This is a genomic window from Halomonas sp. HMF6819 (genome assembly GCF_044335525.1).
Classification (GTDB): domain Bacteria; phylum Pseudomonadota; class Gammaproteobacteria; order Pseudomonadales; family Halomonadaceae; genus Vreelandella.
On record NZ_JBIQVY010000002.1, the window covers coordinates 593,055 to 609,473 of the forward strand.

Annotated in this window: 15 protein-coding genes; 7 read left to right on the top strand and 8 right to left on the bottom strand. The window is 63.4% G+C overall.

Going from position 1 to position 16,419, the window contains the following annotated elements; translation table 11 throughout:
- The first annotated feature begins 23 nt into the window (after positions 1-23).
- Positions 24-1,145, top strand: coding sequence for an ABC transporter ATP-binding protein (locus ACGLWX_RS08700; protein ID WP_396239006.1), 1,122 nt, complete (start codon positions 24-26; stop codon positions 1,143-1,145).
- A 19-nt stretch (positions 1,146-1,164) separates the two neighbouring features.
- Here the strand turns inward: ACGLWX_RS08700 and ACGLWX_RS08705 are convergent, their stop codons facing one another.
- The 3 genes from ACGLWX_RS08705 to ACGLWX_RS08715 all read right to left on the bottom strand — a co-directional run bounded on the left by ACGLWX_RS08705 (position 1,165) and on the right by ACGLWX_RS08715 (position 4,536).
- On the bottom strand, positions 1,165-2,190 hold the full coding sequence (locus ACGLWX_RS08705) for a YcjF family protein (protein WP_396239008.1): 1,026 nt from the start codon (positions 2,188-2,190) through the stop codon (positions 1,165-1,167).
- Positions 2,187-3,575 (bottom strand): YcjX family protein, encoded by a 1,389-nt coding sequence (locus ACGLWX_RS08710; RefSeq protein ID WP_396239010.1) that lies wholly within the window; start codon positions 3,573-3,575, stop codon positions 2,187-2,189. The genes ACGLWX_RS08705 and ACGLWX_RS08710 overlap by 4 nt, the downstream gene beginning before the upstream one ends.
- Before the next feature lie 88 nt (positions 3,576-3,663).
- On the bottom strand, positions 3,664-4,536 hold the full coding sequence (locus ACGLWX_RS08715) for a D-hexose-6-phosphate mutarotase (protein ID WP_396239012.1): 873 nt from the start codon (positions 4,534-4,536) through the stop codon (positions 3,664-3,666).
- Between the two features lie 194 nt (positions 4,537-4,730).
- On the opposite strand from ACGLWX_RS08715, the gene ACGLWX_RS08720 reads away from it, so the two are divergent.
- From ACGLWX_RS08720 to nikR, 5 genes are all read left to right on the top strand, one after another.
- Positions 4,731-4,973, top strand: coding sequence for a GlsB/YeaQ/YmgE family stress response membrane protein (locus ACGLWX_RS08720; protein ID WP_252106696.1), 243 nt, complete (start codon positions 4,731-4,733; stop codon positions 4,971-4,973).
- A 210-nt stretch (positions 4,974-5,183) separates the two neighbouring features.
- A complete protein-coding gene (locus tag ACGLWX_RS08725; RefSeq protein WP_396239014.1) occupies positions 5,184-7,646 on the top strand; it encodes a DUF1266 domain-containing protein in 2,463 nt (820 codons plus the stop codon).
- Positions 7,647-7,733: 87 nt separating this feature from the next.
- Positions 7,734-8,363 carry a C40 family peptidase gene (locus ACGLWX_RS08730; RefSeq protein WP_286086815.1) on the top strand — a complete coding sequence of 210 codons (630 nt, stop codon included), beginning with the start codon at positions 7,734-7,736 and terminating at the stop codon, positions 8,361-8,363.
- 61 nt (positions 8,364-8,424) lie between these two features.
- Positions 8,425-9,615 carry an MFS transporter gene (locus ACGLWX_RS08735; RefSeq protein ID WP_396239016.1) on the top strand — a complete coding sequence of 397 codons (1,191 nt, stop codon included), beginning with the start codon at positions 8,425-8,427 and terminating at the stop codon, positions 9,613-9,615.
- A gap of 10 nt (positions 9,616-9,625) precedes the next feature.
- Positions 9,626-10,027, top strand: coding sequence for a nickel-responsive transcriptional regulator NikR (nikR, locus tag ACGLWX_RS08740; RefSeq protein ID WP_396239018.1), 402 nt, complete (start codon positions 9,626-9,628; stop codon positions 10,025-10,027).
- A gap of 78 nt (positions 10,028-10,105) precedes the next feature.
- Here the strand turns inward: nikR and ACGLWX_RS08745 are convergent, their stop codons facing one another.
- Positions 10,106-10,588, bottom strand: coding sequence for a peptidylprolyl isomerase (locus ACGLWX_RS08745; protein ID WP_252106700.1), 483 nt, complete (start codon positions 10,586-10,588; stop codon positions 10,106-10,108).
- A gap of 181 nt (positions 10,589-10,769) precedes the next feature.
- Here ACGLWX_RS08745 and ACGLWX_RS08750 point away from each other — a divergent pair, with 181 nt between their 5' ends.
- Positions 10,770-11,051 (top strand): hypothetical protein, encoded by a 282-nt coding sequence (locus tag ACGLWX_RS08750; RefSeq protein ID WP_396239020.1) that lies wholly within the window; start codon positions 10,770-10,772, stop codon positions 11,049-11,051.
- 102 nt (positions 11,052-11,153) lie between these two features.
- Here ACGLWX_RS08750 and ACGLWX_RS08755 read toward each other — a convergent pair whose 3' ends face one another.
- The 4 genes from ACGLWX_RS08755 to purB all read right to left on the bottom strand — a co-directional run bounded on the left by ACGLWX_RS08755 (position 11,154) and on the right by purB (position 16,408).
- Positions 11,154-11,621: a glycine zipper 2TM domain-containing protein gene (locus ACGLWX_RS08755; protein ID WP_252106702.1), complete on the bottom strand. Its 468-nt coding sequence runs from the start codon at positions 11,619-11,621 to the stop codon at positions 11,154-11,156.
- Positions 11,622-11,979: 358 nt separating this feature from the next.
- The gene (locus ACGLWX_RS08760; protein ID WP_396239022.1) at positions 11,980-13,575 is read right to left on the bottom strand and encodes an isocitrate lyase; all 1,596 of its coding nucleotides are present in this window, start codon (positions 13,573-13,575) and stop codon (positions 11,980-11,982) included.
- A gap of 246 nt (positions 13,576-13,821) precedes the next feature.
- Positions 13,822-14,997 carry a JmjC domain-containing protein gene (locus ACGLWX_RS08765; RefSeq protein WP_396239024.1) on the bottom strand — a complete coding sequence of 392 codons (1,176 nt, stop codon included), beginning with the start codon at positions 14,995-14,997 and terminating at the stop codon, positions 13,822-13,824.
- Positions 14,998-15,022: 25 nt separating this feature from the next.
- Entirely contained in the window at positions 15,023-16,408 is a 1,386-nt protein-coding gene (purB, locus tag ACGLWX_RS08770; protein WP_396239026.1) for an adenylosuccinate lyase, read from the bottom strand.
- Positions 16,409-16,419: the final 11 nt, after the last annotated feature.

The following is a 16,419-nucleotide window of genomic DNA, read 5'->3' on the forward strand; positions in this document are numbered from 1 at the left end:
CAACAATAACGGGAAAGCAATTTATGGCAGCGCTTGAAATCGATCAGGTACGCAAGGAGTTCGGCCGCGAGCGGGTGCTCAAGGACGTGAGCCTTTCCATCGAGTCCGGTCAGTTTCTGATTCTGGTGGGGCCGTCCGGCTGCGGCAAGTCGACCCTCATGAACGCCATCGCCGGGCTCGAGCCGGTCACCAGCGGGCACATCCGCATCGACGGCGAGGACGTGACAGGGCGTACCCCCGCCGAGCGGGACATCGCCATGGTGTTCCAGTCCTACGCGCTCTATCCGAGCATGACGGTGCGCCAGAACATCAGCTTCGGGCTTGAAATGCGCAAGGTGCCCAAGGCCGAGCGCGCCCAGGCGGTGGAGCGGGTAGCAGATCTTCTGCAGATATCGCATCTTCTTGAGCGCAAGCCCGCCCAGCTCTCCGGCGGGCAGCGCCAACGGGTGGCGATGGGCCGGGCGCTGGCGCGCGAGCCCAAGGTGTATCTGTTCGACGAGCCGCTGTCGAATTTGGACGCCAAGCTGCGTGTCGACATGCGCACCGAGATCAAGAAGCTCCACCAGCGCCTGGGCACTACCATCGTTTACGTGACCCACGACCAGGTCGAGGCGATGACGCTGGCGGACAAAATCGCGGTGATGCGCGACGGCCATATTCTGCAGCTGGGCTCGCCGGACGAGGTCTACAACGATCCGGTAGACATGTTCGTCGCGGGCTTTATGGGCTCGCCCTCGATGAACTTCATTCGCGCCACGCTCGAACAAAGTGACGGCGGGGTTCAACTGCGTATCGAAACCCCGAGCGAGGAGAGCCTGACGCTCCCTTGGCCCGCGGCGCGAACCACCGAGGCGCTTACCGAGCGGATCGGCAAAACGGTGATTCTCGGCCTGCGCCCGGAGCATTTTAGCGAGGAGGATGCGCGCCTCGGCGCCCAAGCGGAGGGGACGCCAATGACGGCGACGGTCAGCGTGGTCGAGCCGACCGGGGCGGATATCCTGCTGCGCCTGCCGCTGGGCGAAGAGGAGATCACCGCCCGAGTCGGCCCCAAGTGTGCCGTCGCCCCGGGGGATCGGCTGGCGCTGCGGGTCGACATGAGCCGGGCGGTCATGTTCGACGCCGACAGCGAACAGCGCATCGCCTGACGCGCTCTTCGGTCTTGTGTTAGCGGTCAGCGCGCGGGGCAGGCTCCTTGTCGGCCCGTTTGAGCTGGCTCCAAAGCGACTGGCGCAGATCGGAGAGTTTGGGCTGCTCTTCGGGCGTGAACGCCAGCGGCCGGCACAGGCGCTGGGCGCGAAGGCCCAGCCGGGCGCTCAAGAGCCCGGTGGCCAGGCCTTGGCCTGCGCGAGTCGAAAGCCTGGCGGTCAAGTCGAGCGAGAGCATGTCCATGCTGACATCAGAAGCAAGCTCGGTGGCGCCGGCGAAGGCCATGTTGTGCAAAACGTTTCGAAACAGGCGCAGGCGACTGGCGTAGCCAAGCTCTAGCCCGTAAAGCCTGCAGAGCCGGTCGACCATGGCGAGGCTTCGCCAAGCGACCAGCGCCATGTCTACTAGCGTTAGCGGGCTGATCGCCACCATCAGCGCCGTCTCGCCGGACATGCGCGTGATCAGCTGCTGCGCGCGGCGATCCCGAGGCGCGAGCAGGTGATAGCAAAGCAGCGTTTGCACCTCTGCGCCGCTGTGATGCGGCTGGCAGGCGCGCGTGAACGCCTGCCAGTGCGGGTCGTCGTCACTGAGCTTGAGCTGGACTTTCAGCTTCTCGGCCAGCGCCTTTGACTGCTCGAAGGAGCAGTGGGGGAGGGTGGCGAGCTCTTCGCGTAAACGATCATGACGCTTGAGGCGTTTCAGCCGGCTAAGCTCCTTGACCAGCGACACGCCGCCGAGCGTGATCAACCCCAAGCCAAACGCCTGCCAGGCCACGCTTAGCCAGGCCGAGCCCTCGATGGCATCGGGAATGCCGGTGGCGAACTCGGCGGCTCCCAGCCCGCCTGCACCGATCAGCGCGAACATCAGCCCCCAGCGGCGCTTGCGCGGCGCGCCCAGATGGGCCTCTGGCAGGGCGCGGGTCTCGGGCTCGGTCAACGGCTGGTCTTCGCGCAGCGGGTCGAAACGCTCGTGGGTGCGCAGCGGCTCATCATTCAGGGGCGTGTCGTCGAGGCTGAACTGGCGGCGTGGGTTGGGTGTGGTCATTGCAGCTTGTCTCCAATCAGCCAGTCGAGGGCGGCATCCATGCGGATATGATCGAGCGCATCGGTGTCGCGGCTCATCGGGCGAAAGCTTGGGTAGTCGAAGCCCTGGCGCTGCCAGAACTCGGCGGTGGGCAGCCGGCTCGGCACATCGCCCGGGTAGAGCAGCACCTCTTCGCCCTCCAGGGTCGTGCCGCGCAGCGCCGGGGTGCGTTGGCCGTTTTCCTGCACCTCGCGGGTCTGGGTGGCGCGAATGGCGGCCAGCGAAAACGCCTTGACCGGCACGTTGGCGTAGCGCAGATCCTTCAAGGGCTCGGCTAAAAGGCTCTCGAGAAGCGTGACCACGTTGGCGTGCTGGTCCGGCGTGACGTGGTCCGCTTTGGTCGCGGCGATCGCGAGCCGGTCGATTTTCGGCGCGAACATCCGCGTAAGCAGGCTGCGCTTGCCGTAGTTGAAGCTCTGCATCAGCTGGCCCAGCGCCTGTGATAAATCCTCGAAGCGCTCGGGCCCGGCGTTAAGCGCGCCCAATACGTCGACCAGCACGATCTGGCGGTCAAAACGGCGAAAGTGGTCGCGGTAGAAGGGGCGGACTACCTGCTGCTGGTAGTAGCGAAAGCGCGCCTTGAGCGTGGCGTAAAGGCTTTCCTCTGGCAGCGCGTCCAGGGTTTCCTGTGGCTGGCTCAAATCCGGCAGCGGGAAGAACTGTAACACCGGCGCGTCCTCGAGCTCGCCGGGCAGCAGAAACCGCCCCGGCTGAAGATCCGAAAAGCCCGCCTGTTTGGCGCGCTTGAGCCCGTCGGCGTACTGCTTCGAGATGCTGGCAAGGGTGGTTTCGTCCACCGGCTTGGCCGGGTCGAGCGCCTCTACTGATGCATGCCACTCATTGAACAGCGCCCGGCGGTGTGGGCCCTGGTGCTGCGCCTGGGCCTGACACCAGCTGTAGAAGTCGTGCTGCAGAAGCGGCAGATCCAGAAGCCACTCGCCGGGGTAGTCGAACAGATCCAGCGTCAGCTTTGCGGTTTCCGGCGTGAACCAGCCGCTTTGCGCCGGCTTAAAGCGAAGCTCAAGGCGTAGCTCGCTGATACCGCGCGTAGGCGCCGGCCAGCGCGGCGGCGTGTCGTCGAGCGCAGCCATACCCGGATCATAGGGAAAGCGCGGCACGCCCAGGTCCGGCTGGTTGAGCCGTTTGGCGCCGAGCAGCCGCCCTTCGCGGGCGGCGGGCAGCAGGTCGAGTTTGGCCTCGAGGCCCGCATGGCGCAGCTGGTTGACCAGTGAGGTCAAAAACGCCGTTTTGCCGGCCTGGGAGAGCCCCGTAACGGCAAGTCTTAGCTGGCGGTCGCGGCCGCGCTCCAACAGGTTGTTGAGCTCCCGACTTAACGGCTGGGGCATGCGTGTTGTTCCTTGCGGTGAACGCTCAAAAGGTGATGCTTTCAAGCTTAGCAAAGCGCTGATTAACCGGCGATTAACGCCGCCACGGTTAGTCCTGACTTAGTGTCGTGCCTAACAGATGCTGCGCGCCGGGCACCAGCCACACCGGGTCGAGGCGGGTGTTGGCGGCTTCCACACAAACAAAGCGAAAGCCGGCATCCAGCGGCGTGTCCGCGGGCAGGGCATCGCCCGGGTGCCATACCACGGTGGAGTCGCTCGACTGCTTCGCCACGCGCAGGGTGCGCTCGCCGTCACTCAGCGCGACCGCCTCGTTGGTGTGGTAGATGCGATCGACCGGGCCTTGTACGGCGAGCACGCCCTGCTGCTCGGCTTCGGCGAAGTCCTTGAGCTTGTCCAGGTAACGCGCCCCGGCCAGGCCTTCGAGGCGGCATTGGTGGGTATGCGCCACGCCGAGATAAGTGTGCAGCGCGCCGCTCATCTTCACCGGCGTCTCACCGATGTTCTCGCTGATCAGCTCGACGTTCAGGCGCTGGGTGTTGGCCTGAATGACCACCCGCGCGGTGAGCAGGCTGTGCAGGCGCTCAAGCGGAGAGAGGTGTACCTCGATACCTTCGGCGTGCTCATCTACCGCGTCGAGGCGCCATTGCGCCTGGCGGGCCAAGCCGTGAAATGGGCCGTCGCGCTCTGGAGACTCGTCGGCGTAGCGCTCGTCGGCGAACCAGGGCCAGCACAGCGGAATGCCACCGCGAATGGTGTCTGGAAGCGCCGAAGGCGTCGGCGTGACCCAGAGCCAAGCGGCGCTATCGCCTTTGGGTTTGAAGTGCAGCACCTGGGCGCCTTGCAGGCTCACGACCATCTCCCCCCACGCCATGTTGAAGACGACGACCTCGCGGTCTTGCCACCGGGCGTTGGACTGACCGTCGACGTCGTCGACGAGCGTTTGCAGCGAATCGGGGATCATGAGCGTTCCTTTTGGAGAATGGATAGTGGTGGAGAGCGGGTAGTGGGCAGATGAGCAAGCCGGTCTCGAGCCGTTACAAGGCCTAAGTCGCCTTGCACATAAACCAGGCGCATCGCAGTGACTGTGTGCTATGTTAGGACAAGCGCGCCCGGTAGGTAAAACCGGCGCCTATATCGAAAAACCAGGGAGGTATTATGGGCTTTTTAGCGTGGCTTATCATTGGTGGTCTGGCTGGCTGGATTGCCGGCAACATCATGCGCGGTGGCGGCTTCGGCATCATCGCTAACATTGGCGTCGGAATTGTAGGCGCGGTGATCGGCGGCTTCTTGTTCAGCCTGTTGGGGCTTTCCGCCGGCGGCTTCATCGGCTCGCTGGTCACCGCGACCGTAGGTGCCGTCGTGCTCTTGTGGGTCATTAGCAAGGTGCGCAAGGCGTAAGCCTAAATAGAGCCGGGTAACGGCCTGCGAAAGCGACGCCCGTTTCACCCGGCCAGACGCGTTCAAGCGTTTAAAACACCGCCCCGGAGCCTCTCCGGGGCGGTGTTTTTGTTCAAACCCTCAAGCGCGCTATCGGCCTGGCCAGGAGTTTCCGTTACACTAGGGCGCTTTGTGCCGGCGCGTTGCCGAGTGTCGTTTTCGAGGTGTCTTTTGTCCGATGCATTAACCGCCTGGTGGGCCCAGCAGCTCTTGCTGTGCGATGGGTTATCTACCGCGCATCCTCTAGCGCTGGATAGCGTACAAGCCGAAAAACGGCTCAAGGCACTGGGTATTTCCCACCGCGGCGAGCTGGTGGAGAAGTTTTTGCACGGGCTGGGGGCGCCGAGCGCCCCGGCACACCATCTGCTGGGCGCGCTCGAATGGAGCGCCCTGGCCGGCGCCGCCGGCTGGATTACCCAGGCGCAGGCCAGCACTTGGGCGCACCACACCATGCGCCGCATTGGGGGCGAATATCACGACCTGCGCAGCTGGCTGATCGATCTGCGCTCGGCGCTTGACGGCCACATTTCCAAACGCGCCCATGAGCGCTTTCTGGACGCCTGCCAAACGCTGACCCAGCGCGAAAGCGAGGCCGACGCGGTGAGCTGGGAGGCGTTCGAAGAGGCGCTCGCAAAGGCGCCGGCCCCGGACGCACTCTGGCCGCAAGAGCCGAGCGCTCGGCCTTGGCGGCTCGGCGCGCTGTTTCATCCGGTGATGTGCTACCCGGCCACCCCCGGTGACTGGCCCGAGGCGCGCCAGTGGCTCTCGCGGGTGTGGCAGGTCGACGATCGTGACCAGCTTCTCGGCGTGGTGCTCTGGCTCAGCGCTCAGGGCGATCGCCAGCGCTGGGATATCGAAGCCCGCGAGCTGCTCGAAATGGACAAGGCGCAGCGCCTGGAGTGGCAGCGCGGCGCCGATGACGACTCCGCCTACGCGCCGGTTCTGGTGCAGTTCGTCAGCCAGAACGAGCCCTTCGACTGGGCCGGCTGGGACTGGTTGCGCATCGTCGAGCTCGCCTGGGCCGGGGCCTGTAGCGGGCTGTTAAGCCAGGCCGAGGCGGATGACATCGCCGCCCACAGCGCCGATTTGATCCAACAGCGCTACGCCGACTGGCCGACACTGCTCGCCGCCTACCGGCGTGGCCAGAGCCTGTTCGAGGGCATCGACCGGCGTGATATGACGCCAAGCACCCACGCCACGCTGCTGCTCAAGGCGGCCTGTAGCCCTTGGGAGATCGCGCCCAACGCGCTGCTCGACAGCGCCACCCAAACCGCCTCGCGCGCGCGCATCAAGGGCTGGCGCGCCAGCGGCCACCACTGGCTGCTGGCGCTGGCGAGCGTGCGCGAGCCCGATGCGCTGCTGCGCCAGGTCGACCCGGGCGCCTTCATGGGCGAAAAGCGTCGCGCCGATGCCGCGCTCTATTTGCAGGACGCGCTGTCGCTGCACGCCGACGAGGGGGCCGGGGCGCTGGAGCGCTACTGGCTGCCCGCTCAGGCGCACCATTTGAACCAGCTCGCCGCCGACGCCGTGCACGGCGTCATGCCGCCGGCACAAACCGTCTTTGGCCGCCCGAGCGTCGACGACGCCCGCCAGCTTCAAAGCCTCAAGGGCGTCAGCCGCCATGCCGCCACCATTCACATGGCCGAGAAGTTCGCCTTCTATCTTTACATGGCGTTTGATAGCCACCTGTTCGAAAGCAAGGCGCTGACCGAGTACGCCGACGCCCTCAAGAGCTGCCTGTGCCGCTTTTACCCCTCGCCCAAACACCTGCTGGAAGCCTGGTTCGCTTGGGAAGGGTGTTTGCCGGAACCCGAGCACGACTCGCTGATCGGCGAGATCGCCTGGCACCTGGACGACCCGGGCAGCCTTTTCTACTGGCTGGACTGGCACCCGGGGAGCTGGCGCGAGCCCGGCGAGCGGCCAAGCCTTACCCACTTCACCGCCATGGCGCTGGTCGGCCCGCTCAATAGCGCCGTGTGGAGCGAGCCTCAGATCGAGAGTGAGCGCGAAAAGGCCTCGATACGCGAGTGGGTCGACACTCACTATCACCTGGCGAGCGCCGCCGACATGCAGGATTTTCTCGGCTTCATGCTCGAGTCCGGCGACCGTCAGGAGTACCAGATCAACTACGCGCCCTATACCTTGAACCCGGAGCGGCTCAAAAGCGAAATCGCCATTCTGGAGTCCGGCGAGTGCGTGGAGGAGGAGCGCCACCACCTTCTGCGCCTGCGCCGAGTGCGTGACAACGAGGATGGCTGCAACGACGTCGACATGGCGGCCTGGGACATCGCGCAGCTCATGGACCTGGCGATCGCCGGGCGCCAGCTGGGGTGGCTCGACCGGGACGCCTTCGACCGCACGCTGGACCGTGCCTACCAGCTTGCCGATACCCACTACGCGGGCTGGCAGGAGTATGCCGCGGGCATGTACGCCGGCTTCTCTTTTTTCATGGGCGAAACCCCGGAGCGCGAGGAGTTTCTGGCGGGCTTTCGCCAGGCCATGGTCGCCTGGCTCAGCGGCGCGCCGATTCTCGCCGGCCCCTGGACGAGCCTGGATTTTCCCGGCACCCGCCCACGCCACTTCGCGCCGCTACACATCGACACGCTCCCGGGCGATCAGCGGATATTACATTGAGGCTCGCCAAAGGGGCTGTAATTGGCTTATAGTCCTTGGCTAGAAAAAAAGCTTGGTTTCGGGTCATTAATTCAAGGGGTTGTTTGCATGGTTTCGTTGCCACACTGGTCTGTGACAGCTGCCCGTGTAGTGGGCGCTTGCGTGATTTTTTCCTTGTTAGCAGGGTGTGCCGGTTCCCAATCACATCAGGGCGTGGAGCCCCCGGACGACTACTTTGCCATGTCGCTTCCCGGGCTTAAAAATGGCTCGAACGCGCAAATGTCGCCCGTCGACAATACCCTGAACCCGCTAAGCAGTTTCCAGACTCCTCCACCAATGATGATCAAGAACGCGCTGCTCGCCCAGCACGAGCGATGGTCCGGAACCCCTTACCGGATTGGCGGCACCACCCAGCGCGGGGTGGACTGCTCCGGCTTCGTTCGAAACATTTATCGCGATGCGTTCAACCGGGATCTTCCAAGATCCACCACCGATCAGGTCCACGAGGGACGCTTGATCGACCGCCAGGAGCTTCAGGCGGGCGATCTGGTCTTCTTCCGACCCCCCGGCCCCTATAACCACGTCGGCATCTACATGGGCGACGGCTACTTCATGCACGCGTCCTCCTCCCAGGGCGTGATCATTTCGAGCATGCAAAACAGCTACTGGCAGCGCTACTACTGGCAATCGCGCCGCGCGCTGGAGCCTACGCATCTGGCAAGTTTGGGCGGTTTCTAATTTTTTTGAAGATGGATGAAGCGGTGGCTAGGGCCAAAACGTTTTCGTTGCCGGACGTGCCATGATCGAGGCGAAAACCCGCGCCTGGTGGCGCGCCACGGCGGCGCTCTGCCTGGGCTCCTTTCTCGTTTTCATCAATCTCTACGTGCCCCAGCCGCTGCTGCCGGCGCTCAAGACGACTTTTGAGGTCTCCACCCTTGGCGTAAGCCTTCTGATGTCCGCCGCGACCCTGTCGCTGGCTTTTGCGCTGCTGGTTTTCGGGCCGCTGTCGGACGCGATCGGCCGCGAGACGATCATGCGCGTGACGCTGGTGGCCGCCGGAGCGCTGTCGCTGCTGCTGGCCGTGGCGCCCAATTTCGAGACGTTACTGCTGCTAAGGCTCGTTCAAGGCTTCGTGCTCGGCGGGCTGCCGGCGGTGGCCATCGCCTGGATGGGCGACGAGTTCGACAGGCCTGCGCTTCTGAGCGCCGTGGGGCTTTATATCGGCGCCAACTCCCTGGGCGGCATTAGCGGGCGCGTGGTCGGCGGCTTCGCTGCAACACTTGGCGGCGAGTCCGCGGCATTTTTGACGGTCGGGACGATGACGCTACTGGGCTGTCTGCTCTTTTGGCGGCTTTTACCCAATAGCCACGCGTTCGCGCCCAAACCCTTCAAGCTTCGCCAGGCGCTGCGAGATTTGGCCGGCCATCTTCGCACGCCGGTGCTGCTGGCCGCCTACGCGCTGGGAGGGCTCAACTTTCTGGTGTTCATCAACCAGTACAGCTACATCACCTTTCGCCTGGCGGCGCCGCCTTATCAGCTCGCCGCGGGCGCGCTGGGGCTGATCTTTTTGACCTATCTGGGCGGCACCTTCGGCTCGACGGTGTCGGGGCGGTTGGCGCAGCGCTTTTCGCCGGCGCGCTGCATGGGGGCGGGTATTCTCATTTTGATGCTGGGCACCGCGGTGACGCTCTCATCGCCGCTGTGGCTGGTGATTGTGGGGCTATTGATCAACGCCTTCGGCTTTTTTCTTTGCCACTCGCTGGCCTCAGGCTGGGTAGGGCGCTACGCTCAGGGCGCGCGCGGCAGCGCCTCGGCGCTTTATCTAGTGTTTTACTACCTGGGGGCGAGTGTCGGCGGGTTCTGGCTCGAGCCTTTTTGGCGCTGGTCGCAGTGGCCTGGTGTGGCGGTCGGCTCCTGGCTGCTGCTCGGCGTTACCTTTTTCATCGCGCTCGGCCTTTGCCGGTTCGAGCGGCGCGAACGTCAGCGATAGAGAGGCTTTTATGCAGCGAGTAACGCTCACTCTGGACGACGACCTGGTCCGGGACGTGGATGCGCTGATGCACGCGCGGGGCTATCAGAACCGCTCCGAGGCGATTCGCGACTTGACGCGCAGCGGGCTCAATCGGCTCAAGACCGAGGCGGCGCCGGAGGCGACCTACATGGGCGCGCTCGTCTATGTCTACGATCACGGCGCCCGCGAGCTTTCAAAGCGCCTGACGCGCCACTCCCACGACCACCATGATCTGACGCTCTCGACGCTTCACGTACACATCAATGCCGACAGCTGCCTGGAAGTGGCGCTTTTGAAAGGCAGCGGCCAGGCGCTGCAGCAGTTTTCCGACGAAGTGACCTCGTCGCGCAGCGTGCGCCACGGCCAGCTGGTGCTGATCCCGGAAACCTGAGGGCGGGTAGCTTTAAGTAGACGCAAAAAGGGCGGCCCTAAGGCCGCCCTTTACGCTTTCGAGTCAGGTGCGAAGAGCTTAGTGCTCGACGCCACCTTCGCCGTGCACGTGACCGTGCTCGACTTCTTCCTGGCTCGCTTCACGGACGTTGGCGATTTCAACGTCGAAGTTCAGGTGCTGGCCAGCCAGCGGGTGGTTGCCGTCGACGACAACCGTGTCACCTTCGACCTGCTTGACGGTGACCATCAGCGGGCCGCCTTCAGTCTGGGCCTGGAACTGCATGCCCGGCTCGACGCTCTCGACGCCCTGGAAGGCGTCACGCGGCACTTCCTGCATCAGCTGCTCTTGAACTTCACCGTAACCCTCTTCCGGGGTTACCTTGACGTTCAGCTTTTCGCCTTCGTTACGGCCTTCGAGCTCTTTTTCGAGGCCCGGGATGATGTTGCCAGCGCCGTGTAGATAGGTCAGCGGCTCGCGGCCTTCAGAACTGTCTAGCACTTCACCTGCATCGTTGGTCAGGGTGTAGTGGAACGCGACAACCGAGTTCTGCGCAATTTGCATTGAATAACCTTTCGGTGAGTGCATGTACCACAATGGTAACGTGTGTGAGCCCGCTTGTCAGGGGGCGCGAAGCGGTTTTTCAACGCTTCGAACAAGGATCGGTCTTGCGTGTCAAATGGCCCGGCGATACTCTAAGCCTCACTTTTTCGCGCTTTTTCAAACCGTTTTTCCGGGAGCTTTTATGACCACCGTCATGATTTTATGGGTTATTGCCTTTGTTCTGATTGCCTATTTCGCCTACAAGGGGTGGGATAACGGCGTCAGCGAAGGGCTCGATAAGGTGCTACCCGCCGCCTTGAAAAGCCGTGGCGAGAGCCGCTACGTCTGGATCGTCGCGCTGGCCGTGCTCGGCGCGACCGCGCTGATCAACCCTGTCGAGATTCTGCTAGTCGCCATTTTGCTCGCGCTGATTGTGCTTGCCGTGATGAAGCTGGCCAACTGGGCGAGCGGCCTGTCGCACTGATCCGATACGCTACATCGATTCCGGCGCAGAGCTCAAGCGCCAATGCAAAAGCCCGGCCATTGGCCGGGCTTTTGCTATCCAGAACGTACGCTGGAGAAGCGCTTAGTAGGGCGCCACGCTCATATTGCCGCCACTACCGATCAGGCGTACCCGCTGGCCGGCCTGGAACTGATGGTCGGCTCGCTGAACCACCACGACATCGCTGCCGTCGTCGCGGCGAATTTCCATTTCCAGTGCGCTAACGCGGTTGGCGCGATCCTCAATGGAGCTACCAGCCACGGAGCCGCCGAGCGCGCCGGCCACGGTCGCCAACTGACGGCCGCTGCCGCCACCCACTTGGCTGCCCAGCAGGCCACCGATGATGGCGCCGCCGCCGGTGCCCAGAAGGCCCCCTGCACGGCTGTCAGCCTGAATTTGAACCGGGCGAATGGCGACGATGGTGCCGTAGCTCACGCTCTGACCGGTCTGGGCCTGGTTGCCACGGTATACATCTCCGGAGTAAGGCGCGGTGTTCGCACATCCGGCCAGGGTTAAAAGGCTCAGGGCGGCAACGGGTAACAGTCGTTTCATGTAAAACCTCCAGTTCTCTCAGCGCGAGCGGCTGTTTTGAGCGTCACGGTTATCAAACAGTGTTCGTTAAAGATAACCAAAGTCATAGGCTTTGACTACCCAAGGGTCAAAAAAGGTCACTGAGCTTTAAAAAGGTCACATTTGGCGCTTGGGTAGGCAAATCGAGCAAATAGCGTGCAGCGACCGTGCACGAGGGCCGCGACCCTCATTCGTTCGACCGACGCGGCATTTTAAGCGCGGTAACTCGTTGAGACTTTAGTCAACGCCGGCGTTTTGTGCAAGAGCTGTACAAGGTAAGTGCTTAAACGTAAGCGGCGCGTCGCAGGCGGGTGCCCGGGCGCGCCGCTGGGTAAGCGCCTTAGAACTGATTCATTGTGTTGTCCTTACCGCCGGCCTTGAGCGCTGCGTCGCCGTGAAAGAACTCCTTGTGGTCGTCGCCGATGTTCGAGCCGGCCATGTCCTGGTGCTTGACCGTAGCAATCCCCTGGCGAATCTCCTGGCGCTGGACGCCGGCGACGTAGGCGAGCATGCCTTCCTCGCCGAAGTAGCCCTTCGCCAAATTGTCGGTGGAGAGCGCCGCCGTGTGGTAGGTGGGCAGGGTGATCAGGTGGTGGAACACGTGGGCATCCTTGGCGGCACTGCGTTGGAAGTCACGCGTCCAGTCGTCGGCAAGCTGGCCAAGCTCTGTGGCGTCATACTCAGCGCTCATCAGCTTGTCGCGCTCATAGGCTGAGACGTCCTTGCCCTCTTTTTGCCAGGCATCGAACACCTGCTGGCGAAAGTTGAGCGTCCAGTTGAACGACGGCGAGTTGTTGTAAACGAGCTTGGCATCCGGCACCACCTCGCGAATGCGGTCGACCATGGCCGCAATCTGGCCGACGTGGGGCTTCTCGGTTTCGATCCAGAGAAGATCGGCGCCGTTTTGCAGGCTGGTGATGCAGTCGAGCACCACGCGATCCTCGCCGCTGCCGGACTTGAACTGGTAAAGCCCCGAGGCCAAGCGCTTGGGTTTGACCAGCTTGCCGCCTTGCTTGATGACCACATCGCCGTTTTGGATCTCCTCGGCGCTTGCGATCTCGTCGCCATCGAGAAAGGCGTTGTATTGATCGCCCAGATCGCCCGGCGTGTGGGTCACGGCGATCTTTTGCGTCAGTCCAGCGCCGAGCGAGTCGGTGCGGGCAACGATCACGCCGTCGTCCACGCCGAGCTCCAGAAACGCATAGCGCACGGCGTTGATCTTGGCGAGGAAGTCTTCGTGGGGCACGGTGACCTTGCCGTCCTGGTGGCCGCACTGTTTCTCGTCGGAGACCTGGTTTTCCAGCTGAATGCAGCAGGCGCCGGCGAGGATGAATTTCTTTGCCAGCAGATAGGTGGCCTCGGCGTTGCCAAAGCCGGCGTCGATATCGGCGATGATCGGCACGATGTGGGTTTCATGCTCGTCGATCTGGCGGGTCAGCGTTTCGATTTGGCCCCGGTCATCCGCCGCTTTGGCGTCGTCGAGCCGGCGGAACAGGTGGTTGAGCTCCCAGGCGTCGGCCTGTTTCAAGAAGGTGTAGAGCTCTTCGATCAGCGCCGCCACGGAGGTCTTTTCGTGCATCGATTGATCCGGCAGCGGGCCAAACTCGGAGCGTAGCGCGGCGACCATCCAGCCGGACAGATAGAGGTAGCGCCGTTTCGTGGAGCCGAAGTGCTTCTTGATCGCGATCATCTTCTGTTGGCCGATGAAGCCGTGCCAGCAGCCCAGCGACTGGGTGTACTGCGCGTGGTCCTGATCGAACGCCGCCATGTCGGCACGCATGATGGAAGCGGTGTAGCGGGCGATGTCCAGACCGGTGTGAAAGCGGTTCTGGGCGCGCATCCGCGCGGCGTACTCGGGCTTGATGGCGTTCCACTTGCCGCCCTGGGCTTCCTTGAGCTGAGCCATTGCCTTGATGTCGTCGAGAAGTCCTGTCATGTCGCACTCTCCGGTCGTGTTCGCAGTCGGCCCCTGGGCCGCGTTTCCCGCGCCAGTCGGGGCGGGTGTGCCTTTACTATCGACAAGGTGATGCAGCGCAGCAATTGACACTTCGGGGCAGGCGTCGTCGTAGTTAAACGACACGGCATTACGCGAACGGCGCGACTGGGTCGTTTTTTTTCACCATCCATAAAAAAAGCGCCGCTTGGAAGCGGCGCTTTGGGCGTGGCGGCTGTGACATCGACGCTACTCGTCGTCGTCATCCATGAAGGCGAGGCTTCCCGCATTGACCAGGTAGGTGAGCACCGCCACGGCGCCCTCGAGCTCGAGAACGTCGGCGTACAACGGGGCCGGGTCCGCGATGCGCCGCGCCAGGGGCTCGGTACAGGGCAGGCCGTCGCCGTCGGCGAACAGCGTGGTCACCCCGGCCTCGGTGCGCCAGGCGATGCGCGAGCCGGGCATGTGGAAAAGCGGCTCGCCGGCGTGTAGTTGCGCGACAAGGTCTTCTTCACCGAGCGGCTCCTCCAGCGGCATGACCTGGTCCATATACTTTGGTTGAGTCATTGCTCGGCCGAACCACTGGGCGAGCTCTTTGGGCTGGTCCAGCGTCGAGAGGATGAAGTGGCGCATCCGCTCGATGGCGGCGTCGTCGAGCTCGCCGGTATGCTCGGCAGGCGCCATGCCGGCGTCGCTATAGCGTTGCGAGCCGGGCAGCTGCTCGCCCAGGTAATCGGCGAAGGAGGTGATCGCCTCGTCCGCGGAGAGCGCGCGAAAGCCGACCGAGTACGTCATGCAGTTGTCGGTCTGGCTCACGCCGTGATGCGCCCAGCCCGGCGGCAGGTAGAGCATGTCGCCCGGGTTCAGCGTCCAGTCGGAATCCGGCTCGATTTCGAAGGTCTCGAGAATCTTGAGATCGATACCCTGGATGATCGGCGCGTCGTCCGGCTGCTTTCCGCCCAGCTGCCAGCGGCGCTGGCCGCGCCCCTGGAGCAGAAACACGTCGTATTGATCGACGTGGGGGCCGACGCTGCCGCCGGGCGGGGCGTAGCTCACCATGATGTCGTCCAGGCGCCAGCCGGGCAGAAAGTCGAACTCTTTCATCAGCGCGGCGACGCCGGGCACGTAATGATCCACCGCCTGAACCAGCAGGCTCCAGTGGCCCGCCGGCAAACGCTCGAAGGTAGCGTCATCGAAGGGCCCGGCACTGACCTGCCAGGGGCCGTCGGGGCCTTCCTCCTCGACCAGCCGCGCCTCGACGCCGGGCTCGCAGGCAAGACCCGCCAGCTCGTCCGGGTCCAGGGGGCTGACGAAGTCCGGAATCGCGCCACGGATCAACAGCGGTTTTTGCTGCCAGTAACTTTTTAAAAACTCTTCCGGCGTCAGATCGCCCAGAAGGGTCAGCGGCTCGTTTGGGTTACTCATGGCGAACTCCTGGTGAGTCGGCGCGTTATAGCGCGTCAAGACGCTGGGGCAGCGCTTCGGCCTGGGCGCGAGCGTTGCCGATGTAGCTTGCCGGCGAAAGCGCCTTTAGCTCCTGTTTGACCTCGGCGGGCAGTTCGAGCGTGTCGATGAACGCGGCAAAGCCTGCCTGGTCGATACGCTTGCCGCGGGTCAGCTCCTTGAGCTTCTCGTAGGGCTTTTCGATCCCATAGCGGCGCATGACGGTCTGGATCGGCTCGGCCAGCACTTCCCAGCTGTTGTCCAAATCCTCGGCCAAACGAGTGGGGTTGGCCTCAAGCTTGCCGATGCCCTTCAGGCTCGCGTGGTAGCCGATCAGCGCGTAGGCCAGGCCCACGCCGAGATTTCGAAGCACCGTGGAGTCGGTCAGATCACGCTGCCAGCGCGAGATCGGCAGCTTCTGGGCGAGGTGGCTCAACACCGCGTTGGCCAGGCCCAGGTTGCCCTCGGAGTTTTCGAAGTCGATCGGGTTGACCTTGTGCGGCATGGTGGAGGAGCCGATTTCGCCTTCCACGGTGCGCTGCTTGAAGTAGCCCAGCGAAATGTAGCCCCACACGTCGCGGTCGAAATCGATCAGGATGGTGTTGAAACGTGCGATCGCATCGAACAGCTCGGCGATGTAGTCGTGCGGCTCGATTTGGGTGGTGTAGGGATTGAAGCGAAGCCCCAGCCCTTCGACGAAGGTGCGCGCGTTGGCTTCCCAGTCGATCTCCGGGTAGGTCGTGAGATGCGCGTTATAGTTGCCCACCGCGCCGTTGATCTTGCCCAGCACCTCGACGGCTTCGATCTGCTTGAGCTGGCGCTTCAAGCGATAGGCGACGTTGGCCATCTCCTTGCCAAGCGTGGTCGGGCTTGCGGTTTGGCCGTGGGTGCGCGAGAGCATCGGCTGGGCCGCGTGCTCCACGGCGAGCGCGGCGATATCGTCGGCGACCTTGTGCAGCGTCGGCAGCATGGCATTCAAGCCATCGACCAGCATGACGCCGTAGGAGAGGTTGTTGATGTCTTCACTGGTGCAGGCAAAGTGAATGAACTCGGTTACCGCGTGAAGCTCCTCGCTGTCCTCAATCTTCTCCTTGAGGAAGTACTCGACCGCCTTGACGTCGTGGTTGGTGGTGCGCTCGATCTCCTTGATCCGCTCGGCGTCGGCCACCGAGAAATCGCTGATCAGCGTTTCCAAGAACGTGGTGGCTTCTGGTGAGAGCGGGCTAACCTCGGTGATGCCCTCTTGTTCGGCCAGACGCTGTAGCCAGCGCACCTCGACGATCACACGGGCGCGGATCAGGCCGAATTCGCTGAAGTGTTCCCTTAGCGCGGCGGCCTTGTCGGCGTAGCGGCCATCGACGGGGGAGAGGGCGGTCAAAGCGGTGAGTTGCATGGCAAGGTTTC

What these genes read in the sequence shown, in the direction of transcription:
- ACGLWX_RS08700 (WP_396239006.1), top strand. Translation starts at nt 24, where the DNA reads ATGGCAGCGCTTGAAATCGATCAGGTACGCAAGGAGTTCGGCCGCGAG.
- nikR (WP_396239018.1), top strand. Translation starts at nt 9,626, where the DNA reads ATGCAGCGAGTAACGCTCACTCTGGACGACGACCTGGTCCGGGACGTG.
- purB (WP_396239026.1), bottom strand. Translation starts at nt 16,408, where the DNA reads ATGCAACTCACCGCTTTGACCGCCCTCTCCCCCGTCGATGGCCGCTAC.
- ACGLWX_RS08745 (WP_252106700.1), bottom strand. Translation starts at nt 10,588, where the DNA reads ATGCAAATTGCGCAGAACTCGGTTGTCGCGTTCCACTACACCCTGACC.
- ACGLWX_RS08720 (WP_252106696.1), top strand. Translation starts at nt 4,731, where the DNA reads ATGGGCTTTTTAGCGTGGCTTATCATTGGTGGTCTGGCTGGCTGGATT.
- ACGLWX_RS08735 (WP_396239016.1), top strand. Translation starts at nt 8,425, where the DNA reads ATGATCGAGGCGAAAACCCGCGCCTGGTGGCGCGCCACGGCGGCGCTC.
- ACGLWX_RS08750 (WP_396239020.1), top strand. Translation starts at nt 10,770, where the DNA reads ATGACCACCGTCATGATTTTATGGGTTATTGCCTTTGTTCTGATTGCC.
- ACGLWX_RS08760 (WP_396239022.1), bottom strand. Translation starts at nt 13,575, where the DNA reads ATGACAGGACTTCTCGACGACATCAAGGCAATGGCTCAGCTCAAGGAA.
- ACGLWX_RS08730 (WP_286086815.1), top strand. Translation starts at nt 7,734, where the DNA reads ATGGTTTCGTTGCCACACTGGTCTGTGACAGCTGCCCGTGTAGTGGGC.
- ACGLWX_RS08755 (WP_252106702.1), bottom strand. Translation starts at nt 11,621, where the DNA reads ATGAAACGACTGTTACCCGTTGCCGCCCTGAGCCTTTTAACCCTGGCC.
- ACGLWX_RS08765 (WP_396239024.1), bottom strand. Translation starts at nt 14,997, where the DNA reads ATGAGTAACCCAAACGAGCCGCTGACCCTTCTGGGCGATCTGACGCCG.
- ACGLWX_RS08710 (WP_396239010.1), bottom strand. Translation starts at nt 3,575, where the DNA reads ATGCCCCAGCCGTTAAGTCGGGAGCTCAACAACCTGTTGGAGCGCGGC.
- ACGLWX_RS08715 (WP_396239012.1), bottom strand. Translation starts at nt 4,536, where the DNA reads ATGATCCCCGATTCGCTGCAAACGCTCGTCGACGACGTCGACGGTCAG.
- ACGLWX_RS08705 (WP_396239008.1), bottom strand. Translation starts at nt 2,190, where the DNA reads ATGACCACACCCAACCCACGCCGCCAGTTCAGCCTCGACGACACGCCC.